Raw genomic sequence first — 24,301 nt, 5'->3', positions numbered from 1 at the left:
CTCACCGCAACCACGCCTCAAGGGCGGTCGCGGCATCGGTCTTGTCATCGCGGTACTTCACGATCACCGGCGTCTGCAGCGACAGCCCCTGCGCTTCGCCGAACGCCGAGCTGACGCGACGCGCCCCGGGTACGACCACGGCGCCCTCAGGAATGATGAGCGGCTGATCGGCAGTGGCGCGATGCACCGTTTCCTTCACGAGATCGTACACCGGCGTGCCGCGCGTGAGAATCACGCCAGCGCCCAAGACGGCCTTCGCCCGCACTACCGTGCCTTCGTACACGCCGCAGTTCCCACCGACGATGACATCGTCCTCGATGATGACCGGCGAGGCATTGATCGGCTCGAGCACGCCGCCGATCTGCGCCGCGGCACTCAGATGCACCCGCTCGCCAATCTGCGCGCATGAGCCGACCAAGGCATGCGAATCGACCATCGTACCGCGACCGACATACGCCCCGACGTTGATGTACATCGGCGGCATGCAGACGACGTTCGGCGCGAGATACGCACCACGACGCACGGTGGACCCACCGGGAACGATCCGCACCTGATTCTCCAACCGGAACTCACGCGTGGGAAACGTGTGCTTGTCGAAAAAGTGAAACGGCGCATGTGAAGGCATCTCCACCACGCGACCGATGCGGAAGCCCAACAGAATGGCACGCTTCACCCACGGCACCGCGTGCCATGTGCCATCCGCATCGCGACGGGCCGCGCGAATCTCACCGCGCTCGAGCAACGCCAACGCGTGATCGAACAAGTTCTGCGCGTCGGACGGAAGGGCCACGCCGCCATCGAGCAGCTGCGGGTCGTTGAAGCGCGTTTCGAGATCGGTCAGCGAGAAAGCCATGAGAGCAGAATCGAGTGGAAGTGAAAATCGTCGAACGTATCGTTACGACGCGAGTGCGCCGGCCTGCACCAGCGCCGAGCGCACCAGCGGATGGTGTGCCGCGAGCATCGGAACCAACGGCAGGCGCAGGTCCTCGCGCATGCGTCCCATCATCGCGAGCATCGCTTTCGCCGGCATGGGATTCGACTCGATGAAGGCGGCGTGCGCCACCGGCGCCAACACGGCATCGAGACGCCGTGCTTCGGTGAGATCGCCGCGCGCCATCGCGTCGCAGAGTGCCGACATCAATGCCGGTACCACATTCGAAATCACCGAAATAACGCCGTCGCCGCCATGCGCCATGACGCTGAGCGTGAACCCGTCGTCACCCGACAGAACGGCGAAGTGCTCCGGGCGCTCTCGCAAGATGTGCGTGATTTGTGCCAGGTTACCCGACGCTTCCTTCACCGCGACAAAACGCGGGTCAGCCGCCAGTTCGAGGCAGCTACGGGCTTCGAGATTGATCGCCGTGCGGCCAGGAACGTTGTAGATGACGATCGGCAGGTCGCAGGCGTCGGCGATGGCGCGGAAGTGCGCGATCATCGCGCGCTGCGGCGGCTTGTTGTACATCGGCGTGACGTGCAGCAGGTGCGTGGCCCCGATCGCCTTCATCTCGCGCGACGTCGCGATCGCGCGTTGTGTGTCGTTCGATCCGGCGCCGGCGATCACCGGCACGCGCCCGTTGACCTGCTCGACGGTGATCTCGACGACGCGACGATGCTCCGCCGGCGCCAGCGTGACGGCCTCACCCGTGGAGCCGCACGGGATCACCATGTGCACGCCTTCCGTCACCTGCCACTCCACGAATGCCCGAAGGGCAACTTCGTCGATGGAACCATCCGCCATGAATGGCGTGACGAGTGCGGTACCGCACCCGAAGAGTCGCTGCGCCATCGTCGTTCCGCGCTGAGAGGTCAGGAAATCGCCTGGCTCGATGCCAGGACGTCACGCATCGTGTACACCCCGGGCGCGCGCGCGGCCGCGAGCCACCGGGCTGCCGTGAGCGCACCGTCGGCAAACACGCGCCGATCGCGCGCCTCGTGAACGAGACGAATTTGCTCGAACGGGGCGTCGAAGATGATCTCGTGCGTACCCGGCACCGAGCCGGTGCGCACACTGGTGATCGGGACATCGCGCCCCAGCCCGTCGCGCAGTCGATCGGCGATCGCGATGCCGGTTCCCGACGGCGCATCGAGCTTCGCGATGTGATGCGTCTCGATCACGTGTGCGTCGAAGCCGGAGACCTCTCGCGCACGCTTGGCCGCGTCTTCCGCCATCGCGAGGAAGAGCTGTACGCCGATACTGAAGTTCGGCGACCACAGGGCCGCACACTGTGCATCACGCGCCGCCGCCTCGATCGCCGGCAGCTGCGCGGACCAGCCGGTGGTGCCGATGACCACGGGGCACCCCGCGTGAAGTAGCAAGATGGCGTTGGCCACCGACGACTCCGGCGTGGTGAACTCGATCGCCACCTGCGCGCCGCGCAGATCGGCGGCCGTAATTCCGTTGGTCATCTCGGCCGCATCGAGACGGGCGACGACTTCGCAGCCGCGCTCGGGGGCCAGCGCGTCGAGCGCGCGCCCCATGCGCCCCATGCCGATGAGGGCAACGCGCACGGGCAGACCGACGGACGGTGCGCCGTTTGTTGGTGCGGCGCTCACGAGGCGTGCTCGAAGAATGCGGCGTGCAGACGCTGCATCGCCGGCACGACCTGCTCGTCATCGATCACGAGCGTGAAGTTGATACCGGTGGCGCTCAGCGACGCCATATAGACCGGAATCGGACCGAGGGCGATCAGCGCGTCGGCGATCGCCCGGCTGCCGTCGGCAATGCCCGCACCGACGATCGCCACGATTCCGCTGCGACGTTCCACCGCCACATCTCCGAAGGCCGCGAGATCCTGCAGAATCGCACCGAGGTTGGTGGCATCGTCGAGTGTGACCGACACCGAGACTTCCGACGTCGTCACCACGTCGACGGACGTGCGATGCGTTTCGAACACCTCGAACACGCGTCGCAGGAAGCCGGGCGCCAACAGCATGCGCGAGGAACGCAACTTCACGAGCGTGGTGCTGCGCTTGCCGGCGATCGCTCGAACCGGAAGGCGGGGCGCGTCGAACGCGATCATGGTGCCCTTTCCGTCCGGCTTACGCGAGTTGAACACGAAGACCGGGATGCCACGCTGGACCGCCGGCGCAATCGTGGCCGGATGCAGCACCTTCGCGCCGAACGCGGCGAGTTCGGCCGCCTCGTCGAAGCTGATGCGTTCAATCAGTTGCGCGCCCGGGATCACCCGGGGATCGGCCGTGAGCATGCCGTCCACGTCCGTCCAGATCTCGATGGCCGTGGCGTCAATGGCCGCCCCGATCAGCGAAGCCGAATAGTCCGATCCGCCGCGGCCAAGTGTCGTGGTGACGCGCCCCGGCGCGGAGCCAACGAAACCACCGAGCACGGGAATCTTCCCCTGCTGTAGCAGCGGCAGCAGGTGCTCCTGTGACGCGAGCGCGATGGCGTCGACATCGGGCTCGGCGCGCGTAAAGAAATCGTTCGTCTTCATCACGTCGCGTGCATCGATCCACACGGCGGGATACCCACGATGCCGGAAAGCCGCGGCGACGATCTGCGACGACAGCAACTCGCCGAGCGCCGCGACAGTGTCGAGTGAACGCGGCGTAAGATACCCGAGCGTTCGGAACGCTTCCGCCAAATGCGCCAGCTCATCGAAGCTCGCACTGATCTCGAGGGCGAGCTCGTCGGCTTCCGGTGCGCTGCCGAGCAGCGCATGCACTTCGCGAAGATGGCGATCGCGCAGCTGCTCGACCATCTGCAGCGCGGCAAGCAACTCACCGGCCGCCGCCTTGTGCGCGAGATCGAGTAGGACGTTGGTAGCGCCGCCCAGCGCCGAGACCACGACCACCGGACCACTGGCCTGCTTGTTGACGATGACGTCGACCACACGGTTGATCGCGGCGGCATCGGCCACCGAAGTGCCGCCGAACTTTGCAACGATCACGAGGCGGCCAATCCGTCGAGCTGTCCGGTGGCGACCAGCAGTTCGGCGTTCAGAATCGAGCCGCCTGCCGCGCCACGCACCACGTTGTGCGCCATCGCAACCAGCCGCAGATCGAACAGATTGTCGGCGCGGACGCGGCCAATGGTCACGGCCATGCCGTTGCCGGCGTTCACGTCACGACGCGCTTGCGGCCGATCCAACTCGTCACGAACGACGAGTGCCGGCACCGGCGCCGACGGCAATCCCTGCACGGCAGCGAAGCCCTTCCACGCGCGCAAAGTTTCGAGGGCTTGATCCGGCGTCGGTGCCCGTTCGAAGGCCACCGACATGCAGACCGTGTGCCCGTGTTCGACCGCGACGCGATTGGCGTGCGCACTCGTGACGATGGGCGCCGCGACGATCGTCTCGCCGTTGTAGGTGCCGAGCAGCTTCACGAGCTCGGTTTCGATCTTCGGCTCCTCGTCGCCGATGTACGGAATGACGTTACCGAGGATGTCGAGGGACGGCACGCCCGGATAGCCCGCGCCGGACACCGCCTGCATGGTGGTGATGAAGACCTTCGTGACGCCGAACGCGGTGTGCAACGGCGCGAGCGCCATCGCGGCGACGGTCACGGCGCAGTTCGCATTCGTGACGATGCCGCCTGGCCATCCACGATTCGCCCGCTGTTGGGTGAGCAGCGCCAGGTGATCCCCGTTCACTTCGGGAATCACGAGCGGCACGTCGGATTCCATCCGGTAGTTCTTCGCGTTGCTGAGCACGAGCCGCCCCGCGGCCGCAAAGGCAGCCTCCACCTCACCAGCGACCGACGAGTCGAGCGCGGAAAAGACAATCGGCGCTTTCACCTGCTCCGGCGTGCACGCTTTCACCTCGAGCGCCGCGACGGCCGACGGCAGGGCGCCTTCGAGCCATCGGGTCGCAGACGCGTACGACTTGCCGGCGCTGCGCTCAGAAGCAGCGACTTCGACCAGATCGAACCACGGGTGTCCTTCGAGCAGGCGGATAAACGCCTGGCCGACGGCGCCGGTAGCGCCGAGAACGGCGACCGGCCAGCGATGGGTGGGAGCAGTCATGCGAGTAGGGTGCGAACGATTCGTTCGTAAGCGTCGACCGACGCTTCGAGTTCGCCGACGTCGATGTACTCGAGTGGCGTATGCGCGACATGGATGGATCCAGGCCCGAAAAGCAGCGGCGTCCCCCAGCGATCGAGCAGCGGGATGTCACTGGTGTACGCAACGGGCTCCACCTCGAACCCGTTGAGCACCTGAAAGTGCTGCGCCGGAATATGCGATCCCCAGATCAGCTCGACCTGGTCACCCGCCCACGCGGTAAATGCCGCCTTCACCGGCGCAATGTCACCGACCAGCCGGATCATGATCTCCGCTTCAGCCAACCCGGGCACGATGTTCGCTTCGGAGCCCGCGCGGAGCACGCCGATGTTGTACGTCGTGGCGCCGAGAATCGGGTCGATCGGCAGCGACAACGTGCGGAGCTTGGGCAATAGATCGAGGAGCGGATCAAGCGCGCTGCGACCGAGATGGGCGTACGCCGAGTGCGCTTCTCTGCCCCGCACGCGCACGATGACCCGCTGAGCGCCTTTGCATCCGGAGGCCAGCTTGCTCTCGGTGGGCTCGCCGTTCACCAGGAAGCGGCTGGTGGGATTGAGCCGGTTCGCGGCACGCGCGCCTGGCGAGCCCTTCTCTTCGCCGACCACGAACAAGAGGTCGATCCGATCTTCACCGGAGTCGACCAATCGCTGCGCCGCCACCATCATGGCCGCCGCTATGCCCTTGGCATCGCAGGCGCCGCGCCCATACAAGCGACCGCCCTCGAGTCGGGGTTCGAGGAATGGCGGGACGGTATCAAGATGTGTAGAGAGGGTCACGCCGCCACCGCGCCGCGTACCCCACACGTTGGAGCGACCTGGCTCGACCTCCTGGAGGCTGACGTTCCAGCCGTGGGCGACGAGCCAGCGGGCGACGGCATCCACCACGTCCTTTTCACGGCCCGTGGTGGAGTCGATGGACAGCAGTTCGGTTGCGAGCGCGACGACGTCAGTCATGGCCGCAAGATACCAAGACGGACGCCGTCAACGACAGACGCTAGACCGTAATCGCCAACCCGCGATAGAGCCGGGCCTTATACCGGCTGTCCGCGGCCTCGGGCAGTGGCGCGCTGGCCAAAAGGACGGCGTGGGCGAACCGCTCCTGTTCTTCCGCCTGTTCCACCGGGTCACGCGGTTCCTCCGAACGCACGCGGCGGGTCAGGTTGATCTGATTGACCGGCACGTTGTGTACCAGTCGCTCGTTCTCCACGCCCAGCGTAGCGGTCAGGGCATGAAGGGTCGTCTTGACGAAGTTCGCGAGCGCGAATTCGGCGTGGGTGGGCCGGATCGGAACGTCGGGCGAGACGAGCACCAAGCGCACGTCATCCATCAGCGACACTTTCCGCGCCACGCGGAAGTGGTGCGTCAGGTGCTGCTCGACGAGGTCCGCGAACCCGGCCGCATCGAGGGAGGACGATCCATCATCGTGAAACAGGCGAGACGGCAGTGGAGAGAATGGCGTCGACACCACGGCGGCGGGCGGACCGGCCAGCTGGAGCGCCCGATCGATCCCGCCCTCCAGATCACCACCAACGACCAGCGATTCCACCCGGTCGGCGCCCAGTACGATCCGGAGCATCTGCTGCACCTCGCGTCCGGCTTCGACCGTCCGGGTCAGCAGCACGATGCGCCCGGCGTGGCCCTGCTCGAGCGCCAAGCGCGCCGCACGCGCGAGATGCGCGGTCAGATACTCGCCAATGAGCCAGATGGTCTGACCTTGCATGCGGGCCACGCGTTCAGGCTTCGCGCGGCCGAACAGCTCGCGCTCCGTGATCGTGCGCTCCTGATGCAGCCCGCCGGACGGCTGAAACGTTTCACCACTCACGGCGCGGTCACTCAAGAAGAACACCGTGGCCAGCGCCACTTCGACTTCCGTGGGCATGTTCCGAAGATGGAGCATGCTGAGCACGCCGTCGCCGATCTTCTTCGCTTCCCGCGCAACGTCGCTGGCCGCGACAAACGGCTGCGGCGGTTCTGGGAATTCCTCGAGCCATGCCTCGGCGAATCGCGACCCGTTGTCCGGCTCCTTCAACAAATGCCCACCGAGTCGAAGCCGGTTCACGAGCCGCAACGCGGTCGAACGCTGCATGAGGTAGCCGCCGCTCGACGCCTCGTCCTCACGCGCGCGCGCACCACGCAGGATCGACTCGCATAACGCGCGCAGGGGCGGCGGGAGCGTCGGCTCGACGGACAGCGCAGGTACGCTATTCACACGCAGCAGATCCAGCACGGCACCGATCGCCGCTCCATTGCGCGTGGCCTCGATCACGGCCGCGTACACCGCATTCAATCGGCGACTCTCCAAGATGAGTCGACCACGACGTTCAAAGAGGCCTGGCTTGCCACCCACGCCGCGCAAACGGTCACCATCGACGGGCCCCGGCGCGATGGCGTTGACCTGAATCTCCGGACCAACGAAACGGGCGAAGTTCTCGGTGATAGCGCGCTGTCCCGCCTTCGAGACGGCGTAATCGGCGCGGTTCGGATACGGCACCGCCACATACTTTTCGCCACCGAAATACGACGAGACATTGAGGATGTACCCACTGCCCTGACGCTTCATGATCGGGACCACTTTCTCGATCAACGAGTAATTCGAGACGAGATTCGCCGTGAGCGTGTTGCGCCAGGCGTCAACGTCCATGTCGACCACCATCTGCTCGGCGCCAGCCACGCCGGCGTTGTTGATCAAGTAGTCGATTCGACCGAACTGCGCGATCGTCGCATCGACCGCCGCGCGCAGGGACGCCTCGTTGGCGACATCGACTTCGGCGAGCATCGCCACGCGATCTTGCGCCGCGTAGTAGCCGATGTCCTCGAGTTCGCGGACGATGCCGGATCGCATACCCTCCAGCTGATCCTGTCGTCGCGCGACGAGCATCACGCGCGCGCCGGAGATCGCCAACAACCGACCCAGCTGACCGCCGATGCCCGCCGACCCGCCGGTGATCAGTGCGACCTTACCAAGATGCAGTCCCATCAGCGACTCCATCCATCCGAAGATGGCGCGCCGCGATCCCGTCGCCTCTACGATCGAGGTCGGCAGGTAGAGATTGACTTGTCGAATGCGACGACGCGTGAAGAGCAGACGGGCCGCCTGCCCCGCCGCGAAAGGAACTTCCTCCGAGTCTCGGTTGCCCCAGCGTACAATCTGATTCGACCACTCGATGACCGGCCGCGCGGTGGCACGATACTGCTGTTCCGCTTCGTCGCGCCAGACGCGGCAGAGCTCCTCGGTCGCGGCGCGGAGCACATCGGCGTACACATTGCCCGCACCATCGTCGCCATTGGAGAGAAACACCACGCGCGGTGCGACCGACCCCGGCGTCGCCTCTCGCCACCAGCGCGACAGGGCGCGCGTCAGCGCCATCATGCCGACAATCTCGCCGTCCAGAAAGGCGTCGAGGTCCGCATCGGCGATGGTGGCAAGGTCTCCGCGGAACCTCCACGCACCGAATGCCGGGAAGAGGATAGCCCCTTGGATCGCTTCGCCCGCCGATCGCACACCATCGAAGAATTGCTCGACGGTGTCGGGACGCGAGCGATCGAGCAGGAAGACGCGAATGCGTTCGTCCATTGGATCGACGCCGAGCGCATCCTTTGCGGTGCGCACGCCTTCCTCGGTGCCCAACGTCAAAAGGACGCGAGCACCACAGGTGGCCTGCACACGCGCGACGGTCAGCGCGTCCGTCACTTGATCGCCGGCCGCGACCAGAATCTGCACGCCAGTTCCATCGACGGTGCGGAGCTCAGGGCGCGACACCCACGTGCTGCGTGACTCCTGTCGCACGCTCATGCCGTGCGTAACCTCGAAGTTGTGTCCGCTGATCGCCGCCGAGTCCTCACTGGCCAGAAACACGATGGTGTTGGCGACGTCGCGAACCGTCGGAAACCCCTTCGGTTGTGCCGGTGTCGTCGCGACCGCCCGCGCCGCGTTGTCCGCGATGTCGAGCGCCGGATTCCGCGTGAGCGCCATAAGGCCCATGAAGTCCACTGCCGTGGTCCCCGCGTCGACTCCGCGAAGGCTATCCATCGCCGCGAACACCGTACGAATTCGCGGCGACTCGATCGGACCGGGGAACACGGTGTTCACGCGGATGCCGCGTGGACCCAGCTGCGCCGCCAGTCCGCGAGAGAGTGCGTTGAGCGCCGCCTTGGGCACCACGTACGCCGACCGCCCATAGTACTGTGTGCGCGAGAAGATGGTGGACACGTTGATGATGCTGGCACCGGACTCCAGATGGGGCGTCAACGCGCGCACAAGATTCCACGAGACGCCAAGGAGATTGCGCGTCGCCGCTCCGACGGTCTCGGACTCCACGATGCCGCGAGCGGCAAGCTCCGCGAGTTCCGCATCGACGAACGGCAAGTCCATCATCGAACACTTGGGGCCTGCCGAGCCCGCATTGTTGACGAGGACGTCGACGCGGCCGACGCGTTCGAACAGCTGCGCGAGGCCGCTGCGCACCTGACCCGGCTCGGACGCGTCCATGGGCAGCACGATGATACGGGAGGCGGCGACGTGAAGCTCGTCACGGAGCGCGGTCCGCGCCGCCTCAAGTTTCCGCTTGTCGCGCCCCGTCATGACGACGGTCGCGCCCTCTTCGAGGAATCGACGTGTGATGTCCGTGCCGATGTTGCCCGCCGCGCCCGTGACGACGGCAACTTTCCCCGCCAGCCGCCCTCGAGGGATGCGACGGCGCTCGCGCGTGCCAGTCACGTCTGCTGCACTGTCTTCCCGACTTGCCATCACGTCTGGCTCCCCTGAGTTGCCCAGGCTTCAAAGAGTTGATCAGCGGATCGCAACCCAGTCATGGGAAGCGCATGATTCACCACGTACGTCGCACCGGCGTGTTGATTGTCCCACATCGCCTGATGTGCCTGCGCAAGATCGTTCCACGGCACCATCGTCGGTGCGGTGACGTCGAGCAGCCCCGCGTCCACCAGTTCGTTCATGCGGACGACCTCGTACGCGTTGCACAGATGCGTGCCGAGAATGCTGGCGGTTGGAAGCAGAATGCGGCGCTGCCTCGTCCAGACTTGGGGCGCGTAGAAGCTGTAGCGTCGCCCCTGCATCGATTCGAAGTACACCACGCGGCCGGTGAACGGCTGCACCAGCGACGTCGACACCGCGAGCGCATCATGGCCAGCGCGCTCGACGATCAATGCGGGTGCCCCCCTCGGATTGTCCGCCGACCGGAGAATCTTGCCGACCGCCGTCCCGAACGGCTTGAGCGTCTGCTCCTGAAAGGCGCGCACGGACTCCCGGAACGCCGCTCCATCGCGGCGGACATCCGGCAGCGGCGGCATGGTGCGTGGCCACGCGAAGTCACCGACACCGCGACGTGCCAGCGTTTCGATGGCGAGAATGCCGCGGAGTCCGTCGCCGAAGCCGAGCGATTGCACGAACTCGCGCTGTGCCTCGGTGCTCGTTGCCACGCACACGCGCGCGCCGGCCGATATGGCCGCTTCAATCGCTTCAAGCCCGGCGTCATCAATCAACGACGTCGAGGCGTCACCCACGCCGTAGTACACGAGCACCGCCTCACCCGCCCGAAGTGCGGCGCGCTCCAGCATGCGCGACGGCGGCTCGGCGCCGGACTTGCCGACGAACGTAAAATGATACCCGGATGACGCGCCGTAGAACGTGAGCGCCCCACCTTCGGCGAGCAACTGAAACGAGCGAGGAAAGGAAAGCTCGCCCGCGTGCGACACCACGTAGTCGGCGAGCCGTCCGTCGTGTTGCGCACGGAATGCGTTGAGCAGTGGCTCACCATCCTGCTCCCACTCGCTGATCTCCGTCGCCGAATCCGGCACCGGTGTGAAACACGACTGAAGCGCCGCATCGCGTCGATTGATGCTCCCGCGTGCGCCGCTCGCGAGAATCGTGTCGGCGCGGTCCGATGTGGACACCATGCCTGTGACCGCGCATCCATGTCGCACGGCGCTCTTCAGCGCTTCGAGACCGGTGCCCGTAGCCGCGCCTTCGACGAACATGGTGCGGCCGCGTTCGATTCGCAGCGTGGTGAACAACGCGCGCACCACCGTCCCCAGATTCAGCACGTACGAACCGGCAGCTTCCAGGGTCAAATCCGTCGGAACCGGATGCAGCTGCGGCGCCTGCACCGTCAAGAACTGCTGATGGCTTCCCGTGCGTGACTCGTATCCCTGAATGCGGAAGTCCGCGGACATCGGATCGCGCGCGGCAAACGGTGACAGTAGCTCACTCTGCCCCGAATAGATCGACACGAGATCCCCCACCCGTAGGCGCCCTTCGCGTTTCGATTCCGCCCCGAGCGCTACCACGAGTCCGACGCCACCCGATCCCGTGACCTGCCAGTCCTGATCGTGGTTGTCGAACGGCGAGACCGGGATGCCGGTGATCGCCCAGATATCGTTGAAGTTCACTTCGGACGCCAGCACGTACACTAGCGCGTCGTTCGCGCCGGGCAGGTCGACGGGAACGACCAGCTCTCGCTCGGCATCACGAGGGAGACCGTGCGCCGGTGCTCCCGTCTGTTCGTCGCGAATGACGCCGTGCCCGTATTGCCACGCCGGAATGGACGTGAACCCCGGATAGAACGGCGCGCCGACCGGCAGCAACTCGCCCTGGGCAATGGCCGCCGCCTGCTCGTCTGCGTCAAACGTCCGTCGCCGACGGGTGGGCAGCGGCGCACTGCGCTTGTCGAAGAACGCCTGAATACCGCGCTTGCCGCCGTCGGGATCAACGACGGCCTCGGCGAACAGGCGCGCCTCGCGGGCGAGGCCCGCGATCAGTCCGTCGCGCCAGCCACACCGCACCGCGTCGAACACACGCGCGATCGCCGGCCCGCGCCCGGCGTGCTGAGACTGCTCCGCCAGTCGCGCGATCGGCGGGAGGGCAAGCAGGGCGTCCACGTCGAGGTGGCCGGGGTTCTCCCATGCCAGTCGTCGCGCGGCGATGCTTGGCATGCGTCGCGCCAGCACGCTCGAGCCGTCGGTTATGAAGGCGCGTGCCAACGCGGTCGCGCGCGAGACCACATCCGTGGCACCATCCACCACTTCATCGACGACGCCCCAGGCAAGGCCGTCAGCCGCCGAGAACTGCCGACCGCCCCCGATGATCTCCATCGCGGTGATAAATCCCTCGTTGCCATCGCGATCGGCGAGCAGCCGCGTAAGCCGCTGTGTCCCGCCGTATCCCGGAAGCAGGTTGAGTCGAATTTCAGGCTGCCCGAACACCGCGGTGGGCTCGGCAACGCGATAGTGACAGGCCAACGCGAACTCGAGTCCGCCGCCAAGCGCGACGCCGTTGATCGCGGCGATGCAGGGCTTGGGCATCTGCTCGATCATGCGGAACGCGAGATGCGCCACGTTCGGCAGCGGTAACGCGTCCTCGATCGTCTCGACCTCGTCGAGCAGCTGCCGCACGTCGGCGCCCGCGACGAACGATGACGTACCGCTGCCGGTGAAGACCACGGCGCGCACTTCGTCTTGCCGACGCAAGTGCTCGACCACGGTGCAGAGCTCATCGAGCGCGCGCTCATTGAGCGCATTCACCGGCGCGTTGGTCACCGTAACCACCGCGATGCGCGCAGAGTCGCTGACGTCGTAGTACTGTACCCGGAAGTAGCGCCAGAGGGAGAGAATACGCTGGCCCTCGGAGATGCGCTGTCGTGCACGCCATGCTTCGATCACCCGGGCGATTTCCGGGATCACTTCCGGATTGCGGAGTGTCGATGTGTCGCCTAAGGGCTGTTCGTCGACCAGCGCGCGCACCATGCGTCGCACGTATTTCCCACTGCGCGTCTCAGGGAATGCCGGAATCTCGAGGAATTCCTCCGGGACGGCCACCGCGCCCTTCTCCTGCCGTACGATCTCGGTCAGGCGTCGCCGATCATCCAGCGTGAGTCGTCGACCCGGCGCGGGCACGATGAACGCCAGCGGTGTCAGCCCCTTCTCACGGTGCGGTGCGCCGATCACGAGCACGTTGCCCACCGGCGAATGGGCGTGCATCTGCTTGTCCCGCAGAATGGCGCCTTCGATTTCCTCGGTGCCCATACGATGCCCCGAGACGTTGATCACGTCGTCACTGCGCCCGTGCAACGAGAAGCTGCCATCGGCGTGACGGATGGCGACGTCGCCCTGCGTGTACGCCCAGCGATCACGCCAGCGCGACCAGTAGGTCTGCTGATAGCGCGCCGCATCGCCACGCCACGTCGGCGCGACCGAGCCGTCGCGAACGACAAAGCCAGCGGCGTCTCCCCAGATGGTTCTGGCGAGATACGGGTACGGTTGCTCGATCACGATCTCGCCGCGCTCGCCATCCGCCGCCGAGCGCGGAACCGCTTGTCCGCGGCTGTCCGCGTCGCCGTCGGCAACCCACACGTCGCCCTGAATCCACGGCAGCGGATAGGTGTGCGCGTCGGCGCGCAACGGAAAGTCCGCATTGCCGAAAAAGTGTGTCCACACCAGGCCGCCGTGTTCGGTGGCCCAGTATGAATTGATGTACCACGGACACATCAGCTGCATGCCGAAGGCTTGCACCGCCGGCGAGACGGGCTCCGCACAGAACGTCGACACCCGGAGCGATGACAGGTCGTAGCGGCGCACGTCTTCCACATTCTGCGGATCAGTCATGACCGCTTTCAGGAACGTGACGCCGGCCTTGAAAATCGTGACGCCGTATCGTTCGATGATCGACGCAAAACGCCCTGCGCTCGGAAACACCGGCGCGCCTTCGGCCAGCACCGACGTGACGCGCGTCGTTAGCGCCGCCGATATCATGTAGCTCTGTCCCGTGATCCAACCGGGGTCGGCTACGACGTACATCACGTCGCCCGGCCGCGCATCGAACGCCACCCGCATCGTGTACGCGACACCAGCGACGTACCCGCCATGGACGTGGACGACGCCCTTCGGCTTTCCCGTCGAGCCGGACGTGTAGATGAAGAAGAGCGGAAACTCGGCGTCGACGGGCACGGGCGGAACCGCCTCCCACACGGCCCGGATGCAGTCGAGATCCGCGACCTTCGCCAGCGCCGCACCCGAGTCAACCTGCACTCCCGCTCGCGCCGCTCCCGCGACGAGTTCGGCATCAGCCTTTGCCAGAAGATCGTGCGCCCAGACATCGCGCCCCTCGCGCCACGGCACGTCGGCCTGCCCCGTGTGGCGCACTACAATGACCGTCGTCACGTCCGCGCCGACCTCAACCAGCGCTTGTGCCAATGTCGTGCGCACGCGACTCGCCTCCGTCGCCGAGAGCGAACTACTCTCGGTGAGGGTACTCAGCGCGCGCCCGACGCCGCGCATGATGTCGCTGCGTTCCACGGTGATCTCGCCCTGCACCGCCGCCTCCGCCGCGTCCACCACGCGCGACCGATCGCCCGCGCTGAGACCGATAGACTCCAGCGCGACTCGCACGGCGTCCAGAGCGCGTGCGACAGGGATGTAGCGCTCCAGCGCGGGATCCGTGAAGGCCGCCTTGAACGGCACGATCTGCGCGTTGCGATAGCCACCGTCTGCCGTGATGACGACCCGGGCACCGGCGTCGAACACACGATCCGCCAGCGTCTTGTCAGAAAAGCCGCCGAACACCGGCGTGTACACGATGCCGAGGCGCTTCGCGGCTTCCGTCCAGGCGATCTGCTCGGGGATGTTCGGCAGGTTGAGAGCGATTCGATCGCCCGTCGTGAGCCCCAACTGACGCAGGGCGATGGCGCACCGTGCGACATCGACGAGCAGCGCGCGCCGAGTCCACGGCCACGCGACGACCGGTGCCCCTCGCCCATGGTCGCGGGATTGATCCCAGCGATCCCCCTCGACCAGGAACGCCGTCTCATCGCCGTGCCCCGACAGCACGTGCCGATCGACCTCATTAAAACAGGCGTTGGTCCGCGCACCAACGAACCACCGGTAGAACGGCGGCTCGCGGTCGTCAAATGCGAGGGACCACGGCCGATAGGATCGCGGCGCGTCGGATGCGACTGGCTCGCCGGTACTCGCGTCGTAGCCATTCCATGTCCCGTCGGCCGCGCACGTCAGCCAAGCGCGCCGGGCGGGATCGAACCAGTGCAGCTGCTGGGCTGCGATGTCGCCGTGAAACGCGCCGGGATCGGCGCGGGACGCATCGTACATGCGTTGCCAATCGGCTCGTGATCGAACCGGATTGCACTCGGCGATCGGCGGCGCTACCGATGGCAGGGTCGACATAGCTTCACTCAGAGTACTGCGGGGCGCGGAGGCGTCACGCCACCATCGGCCACAACGCAAACTCCGCCGTCACCGTACGGACGGTGTCGGCGGGTCTACGATGTTGCGTCGATGATAACGGACACAGTCACACACTGTGTGACCGAGGAATTCCACGCAAATGGCGGTTGGCCGACAATGACTCGGGCGCTTGGCCGCGCGCTACTGAGCGCGCGATCATTTTCGGCCAGCATACCCGCCGCGACTTTAACGCGAATGGGCTGAAATTGTTTCCGAAAGCTCCGCATCACTCATCGTATCGTCCCACCCCGGCGCCACGAGCGCAATGACGCGTTCGGCACCCGAATTGCACTCGATCGCGACCGTTTCTGGTGGGAGTGACTCGGCCGCAGCGCGCTGATCGGTGGGCACCTCTGGCAACTCGAGGCAAATCCAAGTTGTACCGCGCGGATCGCGCACTGTTCGCATGTCTGCTCCATACCGCTAAGAGTCGTGAGGGCGGCCTACTCGCCCGTGCGCACGCCACCGACTCAGCATCCCACGTACCCGGAGCGGGACTCGAACCCGCACGCCCTTATGAGGCAGGAGATTTTAAGTCTCACGCGTCTACCGGTTTCGCCATCCGGGTATCGCATGGGCTGCTGCGGTGTCGGCCGCGTGCGCGCAACGCAGGGAGCATAGCGGTCGCCGGCACGCAACGCAAAACGGGGGCGCCGAAGCGCTCCCGTTTGCGAACCACGTTCAAAATCTCGACCTCGATCAGAGCGGGAAACGGGACTCGAACCCGCGACCCCAACCTTGGCAAGGTTGTGCTCTACCAACTGAGCTATTCCCGCACAGACCGGATTTTAGCAGAGCGGCCTGACCCGGACAAGCGCCGCCGAGCAATCAAGCCCGAAGTCCCAAGGCATGTGCGGCGTACCAGACGGTGTGCGCCAACAAGCCGGCCAGCGCGGCGTCACCGCCATTGCTGAGCGCACGCCCCTCGGCATCCACGAATTCGGCAGCGATTCCGTTGTCGAGTGGTGCCCGACGAAGCCACGCCAGCACCTCCTGCGCCTCCGGACCCAGCAGACGCGCGATCTGCGGCAGCAGCGCCGTCGCTTCGGGGGCGGCGCCCTCGACGCGCAGCGCCCGGACCGAGCGGCGATACAGCGAATCGTCCCGATCAAGCGCTTCGTAGAGCGGTAACCAGAGCAGCGAACCGACGGCATCGTCGTCGAGCGACGCGTTGCCCGTGAGGTCGACCGCGACGGCCAGCCGCGCTTTCTCGCCGCGATCGACGGCGAAATGCCGTCGAATCGCCGCGCGTACGGCGGCCGGGTCTTCGACACCCGCCGCCGCTTCCTCGTCGAGCGTGCGACGGAACACATCCAGGGCGAGGGCAACGACCGCATTCCCGTGCAGCGTGAACGGATACTTGGCGGGCGCGCCCGAGGGCATCACTTCGGTGGAATACAGCGGAACGCGCTCATCGCGACGTGCCGTGATGTCCTCCGATGCGAGATACAGCGTATCCGCCACCACAGGATCCTCGACGATCTGATCGTCCTCCGAGTCGCGGATGTAGCGATCGGTGGCAATGGCGAACGCCGCCGGCCCCTCGATACTGAACCCCGGCTGAAACAGCGTGCCGTCGATGTAGTGCACCCCCTGACCGGGGGCATAGCCATGCAGCTCGCAGGCGCGAACCAACAGTTCACGTGCCAGGCCCGTATCGGCCAACTGGACTGCGGGGAGCGTCCACATCAGCGCTTCCCAGTCGCGAACGGTGCAGCCCATGGAATGCCAAGGCGCCCGCGACCGCACGAGGTAATAGTGGGCATCGTCCAGCCCGCGCCCGACGCCGTAAAAGTACGCGAACAGCAGGTTTCGGTTCACAATGCGATCCATCACATCGCTGCCGGTCGTCTGTTCGAGCGCCGAGAGGGCTTCTCTGGTCGCTGTCAGCAGCGCACGCCATCCGCGACGTCGCAGTACTGCAACCGTCGCCTGCGCGCCATCGCGTTCGGGTCCAACCGCGATGTAGAACGCGACCTGCACCGCCCCGTTGGCCGGAACGACGAGCGCGCGCCGTATCGCAAAGCGTCGGGCATCGCGAGACGCCTCCGAGGGGACCTCGAGCGTCGCGGGACCGTCGCTACCGATCGCGATGGCGGCGAGTCCGGGAATCGCAGTTCCCTCGAGCAATACCACGTCATCGGGACCGATGCTGACCAGATGGTCGTCATCGAAGGGGCGCGGCGTCCGCACGCGCTGCTGGCGATGGCCCAAAGCCCCCTCGAGCGCGATCTCGAGATTGACGTCGGTTGCCCCGCGATTCTCCACCGCGAACGTGTAGACGGCTCCGGCCATATCCGCATCGCGGCCGTACGGCGCGAAGAGCGTCCCGCGCACCACCAAGGAGCCGATCGTGCAGGTGAACGTCGGCAACCATCCGAGGGCTCGCTCCCAGGCGATGCCTTCTGCCGCGAGCACACGAACATTTCCGTCCACACGCAACACCGGTCCCATGAGCGGGGTACCGTGCCCCGACATGAACTCCGGCGAACCGGCGAACTCGATTGCCGCCCGTGCTCCACGATGCAGTACCCCGACCGCGTGAATGGCCCCGTCCGTCGGGTTGATGCACGGCAGGGTCAGCCAGTGGTTGCCGGTGAGTTGCCAAGGGACAGGAGGAAGATGCACAGCACGCTCTCGAGTGACGGGACGAGGGGTTTCGTTGACGCCCCCTCTGATCAGGGCTAATCTAGCCGGTTCGGCGCACGACGCTTCTCACGCGATGCCTCATGGAGGCGTCGGGCGGAAAGGCGCTGTTTCACCTTGCACATGACAACTCGCCTTGGCCCTACACCGATTGCCGTCCGCGCCTCGCTTTTTCGCCTCGCTCCGCACGATGCTCGCCCTCAGCGTGGCGCTCCTGGCCGGCGCTGTCGTCCGACCGGGCACCGTTCATGCGCAGACGGTGGCGGGCCTGGGCGATGATGCGATTCCTCTGCCGAAGGGGAGCAAGCGGTTCCTGATCTCGGGCCTCTGGAACGACTGGGATGCTGTCTATGCCCCGACAGCGGGTGGCGGCACCACGACGCGACCGCTTTTCGCGTCGCTGGCCACGTCGCAAGCGGGCGTCGCGATCTTCCCGCAACTCGTATCCGCCGAGGCAGGTGTCCGAACGCTGACCGGCCAATCGGCGTTCGCCCTCTCGCTTGGCGCGCTCGATGCCGCTGGCGAAGTGCGTCAGAGCATCGCCCCTCTCGGCGTGAGCCTGGGGCTGACGCGTCGCCTGTCGTTGCGGCTCCTCGTACCGTACGTGGAGTCGCGCGATGTGTCGCAGCTCCTGCTCAATCGCGTGGGCTCCACGGCCAACGTTGGGATGAACCCGGCGTACACGACGACTTCGGGCGCCGCGGCCCGCTCTGCCAACGGCGCCGTGCTGTCACAACTCGATCTGGCGCGGACGCAGCTCACCGCCGAGATCACCCGGTGTGCATCACCGGCGGCCACCGGCTGCGACGCCATCCGCGCCAACGGCGCCGCCGCACAGGCGTTGCTGGTGCGTGCCGGAACCACGCGCAGTGCGATCGCGTCGGTCTACGGTGATGCGACGAAGGGAGGCGCGCCGGTGGTCCCGATCGAGAACGGGAGCGCACAAGCCGCGGTGCGGACCACGATCGCCACCCTGCGCTCGGAGTTCGCGGCCTTCGGTATCACCAACATCGTGGAGGGAGCCGCACCCGCTGGCGCCACGGCCGTCTACGGCCCGGGCGGCATGACGCGCATTGTCAGCGACACGGCGTGGAAACTGGGCTACACCCGACTGGGCAACACCCGTCGCGCCGGTATCGGCGACATCGACCTCACCGCGTCGTATCTGCTGTTCGACAGCTTTCAGGCCGATCAGGTGCGGCGACTGCTGACGCCGTCGCGCGGGGTACGCAGCATGCTCACCGCCGGCTGGCGTTTCGGAACGGCCGGCGCTGATCGCACCGATGACCCGTTCGATGTGCCGATCGGCGAAGGTGCCAACGCGCTGCTGGTGCGCAGCACGACGGATTTCGTACTCACGAAGTCCTTCTGGATGAGTGCCACCGTGCGTGCGGTCAAACCGCTCGCCGACGAGATCGCCGTGGCGCTTCCGTTCCGCACAGACGCGAACGTCTTCGACGCGTTCGTCGTGAGCACGGCCACGCGATCGCTGGGCACGCGACTCGAACTCGAAGTCGCGCCGCGCTTGTCCGTCGGACAGTTCTTCGGGATCTCCGCCGCCTATCTGGTTCGCCGGTGGGGAGCCGATCGATACGAGGGCGGCGATCCCACGTCGAGCGCGCCGCTCATGAGCACCTTTGAGCTGCCGTCCCGCACGGTTCAGGCGGCCGCGTTCGGTGCCAGCTTCTCGACCCTCGCGAGCTACGTGCGCGGTCGATCCCGCTTTCCGGCCGAAGTGATCTACTCGCACACCATTCCCGTGTCGGGATCGGGAGCGAGTGCTCCGTCAGCCGTGAGCGACCGGCTGGAACTGCGCGTCTATACGGGCTTTCCTCGACGCTGACGTGTCGGGGCCGTGACCGACGACGCGATGTTGTCCTCGTCCTCACCGCGCTCCAGCAATTCCCGCGCATGCGCTCGGCTCACTTCGCGGTCCGCGTCGCCGCCCAGCATGCGTGCAATCTCGATCACACGCGGTTCGTCGCGAACGACCGTCGTATCGGCTGTCGTCACGGTCCCGATCGCGCTCTTCCGCACGACCACGTGATGATGCGCGCGCGCCGCGATCTGGGCGAGATGAGAAATGGCGAGCACCTGGTGGTGCTTGGCCACGCGTCGCATGAGCGCACCGACTTGCCACGCCACTGCGCCGCCGATGCCGGCATCGACTTCGTCGAACACGAGCGTCGGCACTTGCTGCAGGCGCGCCAGTACGGTGCTGAGCGCCAGCATCACGCGCGCAAGCTCACCACCCGATGCCAAGCGCCCGAGCGGTCGCGCCTCGCTGCCGGCGTTCAGTGCCGCCACGAACGTGACCTGCTCCGCTCCGAACGCGCCGATGTGATCGACGGGCATGAGCACCACTTGCAATCGCCCCTCTGGCATCCCAAGCTCGGGGAGTAGCTGCGTAACGGCGCGGGCGAGCTGCTGCGCGCCCGACTGTCGGCGGCGCGTCAGTTCGGCGGCCGCTTCCACCAACGCGCCTTCCGCTGCCGCCCGCGCGTCGGCGATGGCGGCCAAATCGAGCGTGCCGCCGTCTACGAGCTCGAGTTCGGCGCGTGCCTGCGAGCCGGTATCAATCACTTCCTGCAGCGTCGGCCCGTGTTTTCGCATGAGCGACAGCAACTGATCGCGACGGCGCTCCAGCGTGCGCAGTCGTGCGGGATCGGCCTCGATCGACTCCGCATACGTTTCGAGCTCGCGGACCAGCTCATCGAGCGCATAGACGGCCGCGTCGAAGCCGAGCTGCCAGCGCCCGGTGTCGGGATCGATACGCTCGAGCGAAACCAGCGCACGACGAACGCTGGCGAGGCGCGTGAGCGCCGCGCGCTCATCTCCGGAGATCGCCGTCGCGGCCTGCGCGGCCAAGGTCTGCAGCTCCTCGGCGTGCGACAGGCGCCGGATCTCGCCATCGAGCGTTTCGTCTTCACCAACAACCGGATTCGCCTCGTCGATTTCACGCGCGACGAATCGCAGGTAGTCGGCGCGCTTGGCCGCATCCTGACGACGCACTTCAAGTTCGCGCTCGCGGGCGCGCAGGGCGCCCAGTTGCGCGAACGCGTCGGCGACGCGCGCGCGAATATCGAGCGCGCCGATGAAGGCATCGAGGACGTCGCGTTGATGCTCGGCATCGACCAGCTGCCGCGAGTCATGCTGACCGAGCACGCTCACCAGGCGCGCCCCGACTTCGGCGAGGATGGCGGCGGTGACCGGCGACCCGTTGATCCACGCCCGCGAACGCCCATTGCTGCCGATTTCGCGTTTGAGCACCAATGTTTCCTCGTCGGCGTCGATGCCACGCTCATCCAACATCGCCCGAAGCGCCGGCATCGAGCCGGGCTCGAACACGCCCTCGACCGTGGCCTTATCGGCGCCGCTCCGAACGCGGTCGGTCGCCGCGCGCTCACCCAGCAGCATCCCGAGGGCGCCGACGATCAACGACTTGCCGGCGCCGGTTTCGCCCGTCAGCACATTCAGCCCTGCGGCCAGCGGCAACGCGACGGTGTCGATGACAGCCACGTTGCGAATGCGGAGCTCGACGAGCATGCGCTACCTCCTCAAATCGTCTCGCCGTCTCGCTCGGAGAGTCCACCCCACCCGAGCTTCCGGCGCAATCGCGTGAAGAACGTGGTGCCCGGAAAGCGCACAATCTGCACGGCGTTGCGCGCCTTGCGAACCACCAACGTCTCGCCACCGGTGAAGGTAGTGCCCACCTGCCCGTCGATCGTCACCAAAAGCTCTTCAGGGCCATCATCCGCACGCACCTTGACCTCCACCTGCGGCGGCAGCACCAACGGCCGCATGGCCAGCGTGTGGGGCGAGACGGGCGTCAGTACGATGCTCTCCACCGTCGGCACGACGATCGGACCGCCGGCGGAGAGCGAATAGCCAGTGGAGCCGGTCGGCGTGGATACGACCAGGCCGTCGGCCGAGTACGACCCGATGGCTTCGTCGTCCACGAACACGGTGAACTTCACCACGCGCGCGAAGCCACCCTTGTGCAGGACGACGTCATTCAGCGAGAGCCAGCTGCACCGCTCGATACCGTCGCGATTGAGCGCGCACGACTCGAGTGCCATGCGCGGCTCAGAGACGAAATCCCCAGCCGCGAAACGGCGAACGCCCTGCTCGAACTCTTCGCCGCTACACGCCGTGAGAAAGCCAAGGCGACCGAGGTTGATACCGAGAATCGGCACCGTGCGCCCGTTCAGGAACCGCGCGCCGCGAAGGAGCGTACCGTCCCCGCCCAGCGTGAAGAGCGCGTCGACCTGCTCGGGCGTCTCGAGCTTTTCCCCCTCCTCGGCGATCTCCCAGAGATCCTGTTCGAAGAGCAACGTCAGCCCGAGGCCCGGCGCGATGTCGAGCAGTGTGCCGAGGATCGCAGGAAGTCCGACGTATCCCTTGTGGCCGATGACGCCGACGCGCATCAACCGGCGAGTGCTTCGGATTCGTGCAACGCCCGCACGCGATCCGCGATACCCGCCGGGTCGAGTCCGAGAGACGAGAGCTGCTTTTTCCGCGGTGCGGAGTAGATAATGCGATCGGGCACGCCGTGCACGGCGGTGCGCACCGTCGGTGCCTGTCGGTGAATGACTGTACTGATGAACGCGCCGAATCCATTCACGACCGTACCCTCCTCAACCGTGAGCACGTGCGTGTGACTGGCGAGAATCGCGTTCAGCGTGACTTCGTCATACGGCTTGATGTAGCGGCAGTTCACGACCGTCACGTCCATGCCGTCCGCGGCCAGCAGATCGGCGGCATCGAGCGCGGCATTCACCATCGTGCCGACCGCGAGAATCGCGATATCACGGCCATGGCGCAGCACTTCCCACGTCGCGTACGGCGTGGCAGCGATCTGCGACATCGCGCCCGGGATGTCGGGCGAGGCGTCGCGCGGATAGCGCAACGAGAACGGCCCGTCGGTGTGCTCGACAGCGGCGCGCAAGAGACCGAGCATCTCGGTCCCGTTCTTTGGCGCCGTCACCGTCATGCCCGGAACCGTGAGCATGTACGCGATGTCGTAGAGACCCATGTGCGTCTCGCCATCCTCACCAACGAGTCCGGCGCGATCCATCGCGAACACGACGGGCAGCTTCTGGAGCGCCGCATCGTGAATGATGTTGTCGTAGCCACGCTGCAGGAACGTGGAGTAGATCGTCACGATCGGACGCACTCCGCGCGTGGCGAGACCCGCGGCGAACGTGACGCCGTGTCCTTCGGCGATACCGACATCGAAGAACCGATCGGGGAACGCCTTGGCGAACGGTGCCGTGCCGGTGCCGGTCGGCATGGCCGCCGTGATCACGGCCAGGTCCTTCCGCTCTTCACCGAGTTCGGCGAGTCCCTTGCCGTAGACGGTCGTATACGCGGCATTCGCCGTGGAAACCGCCAGCTGCTTGCCGGTGGCCGGATCGTGACCGGGCGGCAGGGCATGCCACTTCTCCCCGTGATCGCCAGCCGGAAAGCCTTTACCCTTCTTCGTGATCACATGCACCAGACGCGGCGTGTTCATGGCTCGCACCGCCGTGAACGTTTCCAGCAACGCGTCGAGATCGTGTCCGTCGATCGGGCCGAAGTACCGGAAGCCGAGCTCTTCGAACAGCACGCCAGGCGTCAGCAGCGACTTCACACTTTCCTCCCACTTCCGCACGAGCGTGCTCACGCCGGCGAACGGGGCCGGTGCGTTGTCCACGATATCGCCAATACGCGAGCGCAACCGGTTGTAGAGCGGGTTGCGCTGAATGCTCGTGAGATACTTGTGCATCGCGCCGACGTTGGGCGCGATCGACATCTCGTTGTCGTTGAGCACGACGATGATGTCGCGATCGGAGTGCCCGGCGTTGTTCAGGCCCTCGTAGGCCAGGCCGGAGCCCATCGAGCCGTCGCCGATTATCGCGGCCACTTTGAACTGCTCGCCGAGCACGTCGCGTCCAGCCGCCATCCCGAGCGCCGCGGAAATCGCGGTGGCGGCATGACCGGCGCCGAACGTGTCATACTCGCTCTCGGTGCGCTTGAGGAAGCCGGACAATCCGCCTTCCTGTCGCAGCGACTCCATGTCCGAGTTCCGTCCGGTCAGCAACTTGTGCGGATACGCCTGATGCCCGACGTCCCACACCAATTGATCCTTCGGCGTTTCGAAGACGGTGTGTAGCGCGATCGTCAACTCGACGACGCCGAGGCCCGCGCCGATGTGGCCGCCGGTGCGCGAGCACACGTCGATCAGGCGCGTACGCATGTCCTGCGCGAGCGTGCGAAGCTCGTCGCGCGACAGGCCGCGGAGATCCGCGGGTGAGTTGATGCCTTCCAGAATAGACATGACGGAGTCAGGAGGTGCGCTGCGGGAGACAGCCGCGGCGATCAGGTACGACGAACAGGTACGCCGAAATTCGAA

The 24,301-nt window shown here is 66.2% G+C and carries 13 protein-coding genes and 2 tRNA genes; 1 reads left to right on the top strand and 14 read right to left on the bottom strand.

Annotated elements, in window-relative coordinates; genetic code table 11:
* Window position 1: 1 nt before the first annotated feature.
* The 11 genes from HKW67_RS05090 to HKW67_RS05040 all read right to left on the bottom strand — a co-directional run bounded on the left by HKW67_RS05090 (window position 2) and on the right by HKW67_RS05040 (window position 17,889).
* Window positions 2–853: a 2,3,4,5-tetrahydropyridine-2,6-dicarboxylate N-succinyltransferase gene (locus tag HKW67_RS05090; RefSeq protein WP_171224360.1), complete on the bottom strand. Its 852-nt coding sequence runs from the start codon at window positions 851–853 to the stop codon at window positions 2–4.
* A 42-nt stretch (window positions 854–895) separates the two neighbouring features.
* Window positions 896–1,786, bottom strand: coding sequence for a 4-hydroxy-tetrahydrodipicolinate synthase (gene dapA, locus HKW67_RS05085; RefSeq protein WP_171224359.1), 891 nt, complete (start codon window positions 1,784–1,786; stop codon window positions 896–898).
* A gap of 20 nt (window positions 1,787–1,806) precedes the next feature.
* A complete protein-coding gene (gene dapB / locus HKW67_RS05080) occupies window positions 1,807–2,553 on the bottom strand; it encodes a 4-hydroxy-tetrahydrodipicolinate reductase (protein WP_171224358.1) in 747 nt (248 codons plus the stop codon).
* Window positions 2,550–3,905: a lysine-sensitive aspartokinase 3 gene (gene lysC / locus HKW67_RS05075; RefSeq protein WP_171224357.1), complete on the bottom strand. Its 1,356-nt coding sequence runs from the start codon at window positions 3,903–3,905 to the stop codon at window positions 2,550–2,552. The genes dapB and lysC overlap by 4 nt, the downstream gene beginning before the upstream one ends.
* On the bottom strand, window positions 3,902–4,978 hold the full coding sequence (asd, locus tag HKW67_RS05070) for an aspartate-semialdehyde dehydrogenase (RefSeq protein WP_171224356.1): 1,077 nt from the start codon (window positions 4,976–4,978) through the stop codon (window positions 3,902–3,904). Before asd ends, lysC begins: the two co-directional genes overlap by 4 nt.
* Window positions 4,975–5,967, bottom strand: coding sequence for a M20/M25/M40 family metallo-hydrolase (locus HKW67_RS05065; protein WP_171224355.1), 993 nt, complete (start codon window positions 5,965–5,967; stop codon window positions 4,975–4,977). The genes asd and HKW67_RS05065 overlap by 4 nt, the downstream gene beginning before the upstream one ends.
* 40 nt (window positions 5,968–6,007) lie before the next feature.
* Entirely contained in the window at window positions 6,008–9,760 is a 3,753-nt protein-coding gene (locus HKW67_RS05060) for an SDR family NAD(P)-dependent oxidoreductase (RefSeq protein ID WP_171227550.1), read from the bottom strand.
* Entirely contained in the window at window positions 9,760–15,201 is a 5,442-nt protein-coding gene (locus tag HKW67_RS05055) for an AMP-binding protein (RefSeq protein ID WP_171224354.1), read from the bottom strand. Before HKW67_RS05055 ends, HKW67_RS05060 begins: the two co-directional genes overlap by 1 nt.
* A gap of 543 nt (window positions 15,202–15,744) precedes the next feature.
* Window positions 15,745–15,829 (bottom strand) — tRNA-Leu (locus HKW67_RS05050).
* 135 nt (window positions 15,830–15,964) lie between these two features.
* Window positions 15,965–16,037, bottom strand: a tRNA-Gly gene (locus tag HKW67_RS05045).
* Between the two features lie 52 nt (window positions 16,038–16,089).
* The gene (locus HKW67_RS05040) at window positions 16,090–17,889 is read right to left on the bottom strand and encodes a hypothetical protein (RefSeq protein ID WP_171224353.1); all 1,800 of its coding nucleotides are present in this window, start codon (window positions 17,887–17,889) and stop codon (window positions 16,090–16,092) included.
* A gap of 208 nt (window positions 17,890–18,097) precedes the next feature.
* Between HKW67_RS05040 and HKW67_RS05035 the strand changes: the two genes are divergently transcribed.
* Window positions 18,098–19,750, top strand: a complete 1,653-nt coding sequence (locus tag HKW67_RS05035; protein WP_171224352.1) for a hypothetical protein — start codon at window positions 18,098–18,100, stop codon at window positions 19,748–19,750.
* Here the strand turns inward: HKW67_RS05035 and recN are convergent.
* From recN to dxs, 3 genes are read right to left on the bottom strand one after another with little or no spacing between them, the layout of a single operon-like run.
* Complete coding sequence (recN, locus tag HKW67_RS05030; protein ID WP_171224351.1) at window positions 19,726–21,453, bottom strand: DNA repair protein RecN; 1,728 nt, start codon at window positions 21,451–21,453, stop codon at window positions 19,726–19,728. The two genes, HKW67_RS05035 and recN, sit on opposite strands and share 25 nt — an antisense overlap.
* A gap of 11 nt (window positions 21,454–21,464) precedes the next feature.
* Complete coding sequence (locus HKW67_RS05025; protein WP_171224350.1) at window positions 21,465–22,334, bottom strand: NAD(+)/NADH kinase; 870 nt, start codon at window positions 22,332–22,334, stop codon at window positions 21,465–21,467.
* The gene (gene dxs, locus HKW67_RS05020; RefSeq protein WP_171224349.1) at window positions 22,334–24,226 is read right to left on the bottom strand and encodes a 1-deoxy-D-xylulose-5-phosphate synthase; all 1,893 of its coding nucleotides are present in this window, start codon (window positions 24,224–24,226) and stop codon (window positions 22,334–22,336) included. Before dxs ends, HKW67_RS05025 begins: the two co-directional genes overlap by 1 nt.
* Between the last annotated feature and the right edge of the window lie 75 nt (window positions 24,227–24,301).

The sequence above is a fragment of the Gemmatimonas groenlandica genome (assembly GCF_013004105.1).
Classification (GTDB): Bacteria; Gemmatimonadota; Gemmatimonadetes; order Gemmatimonadales; family Gemmatimonadaceae; genus Gemmatimonas; species Gemmatimonas groenlandica.
The sequence above is the reverse complement of the archived record's forward strand: the minus strand, read 5'-3'. Positions and strand labels throughout refer to the sequence as shown.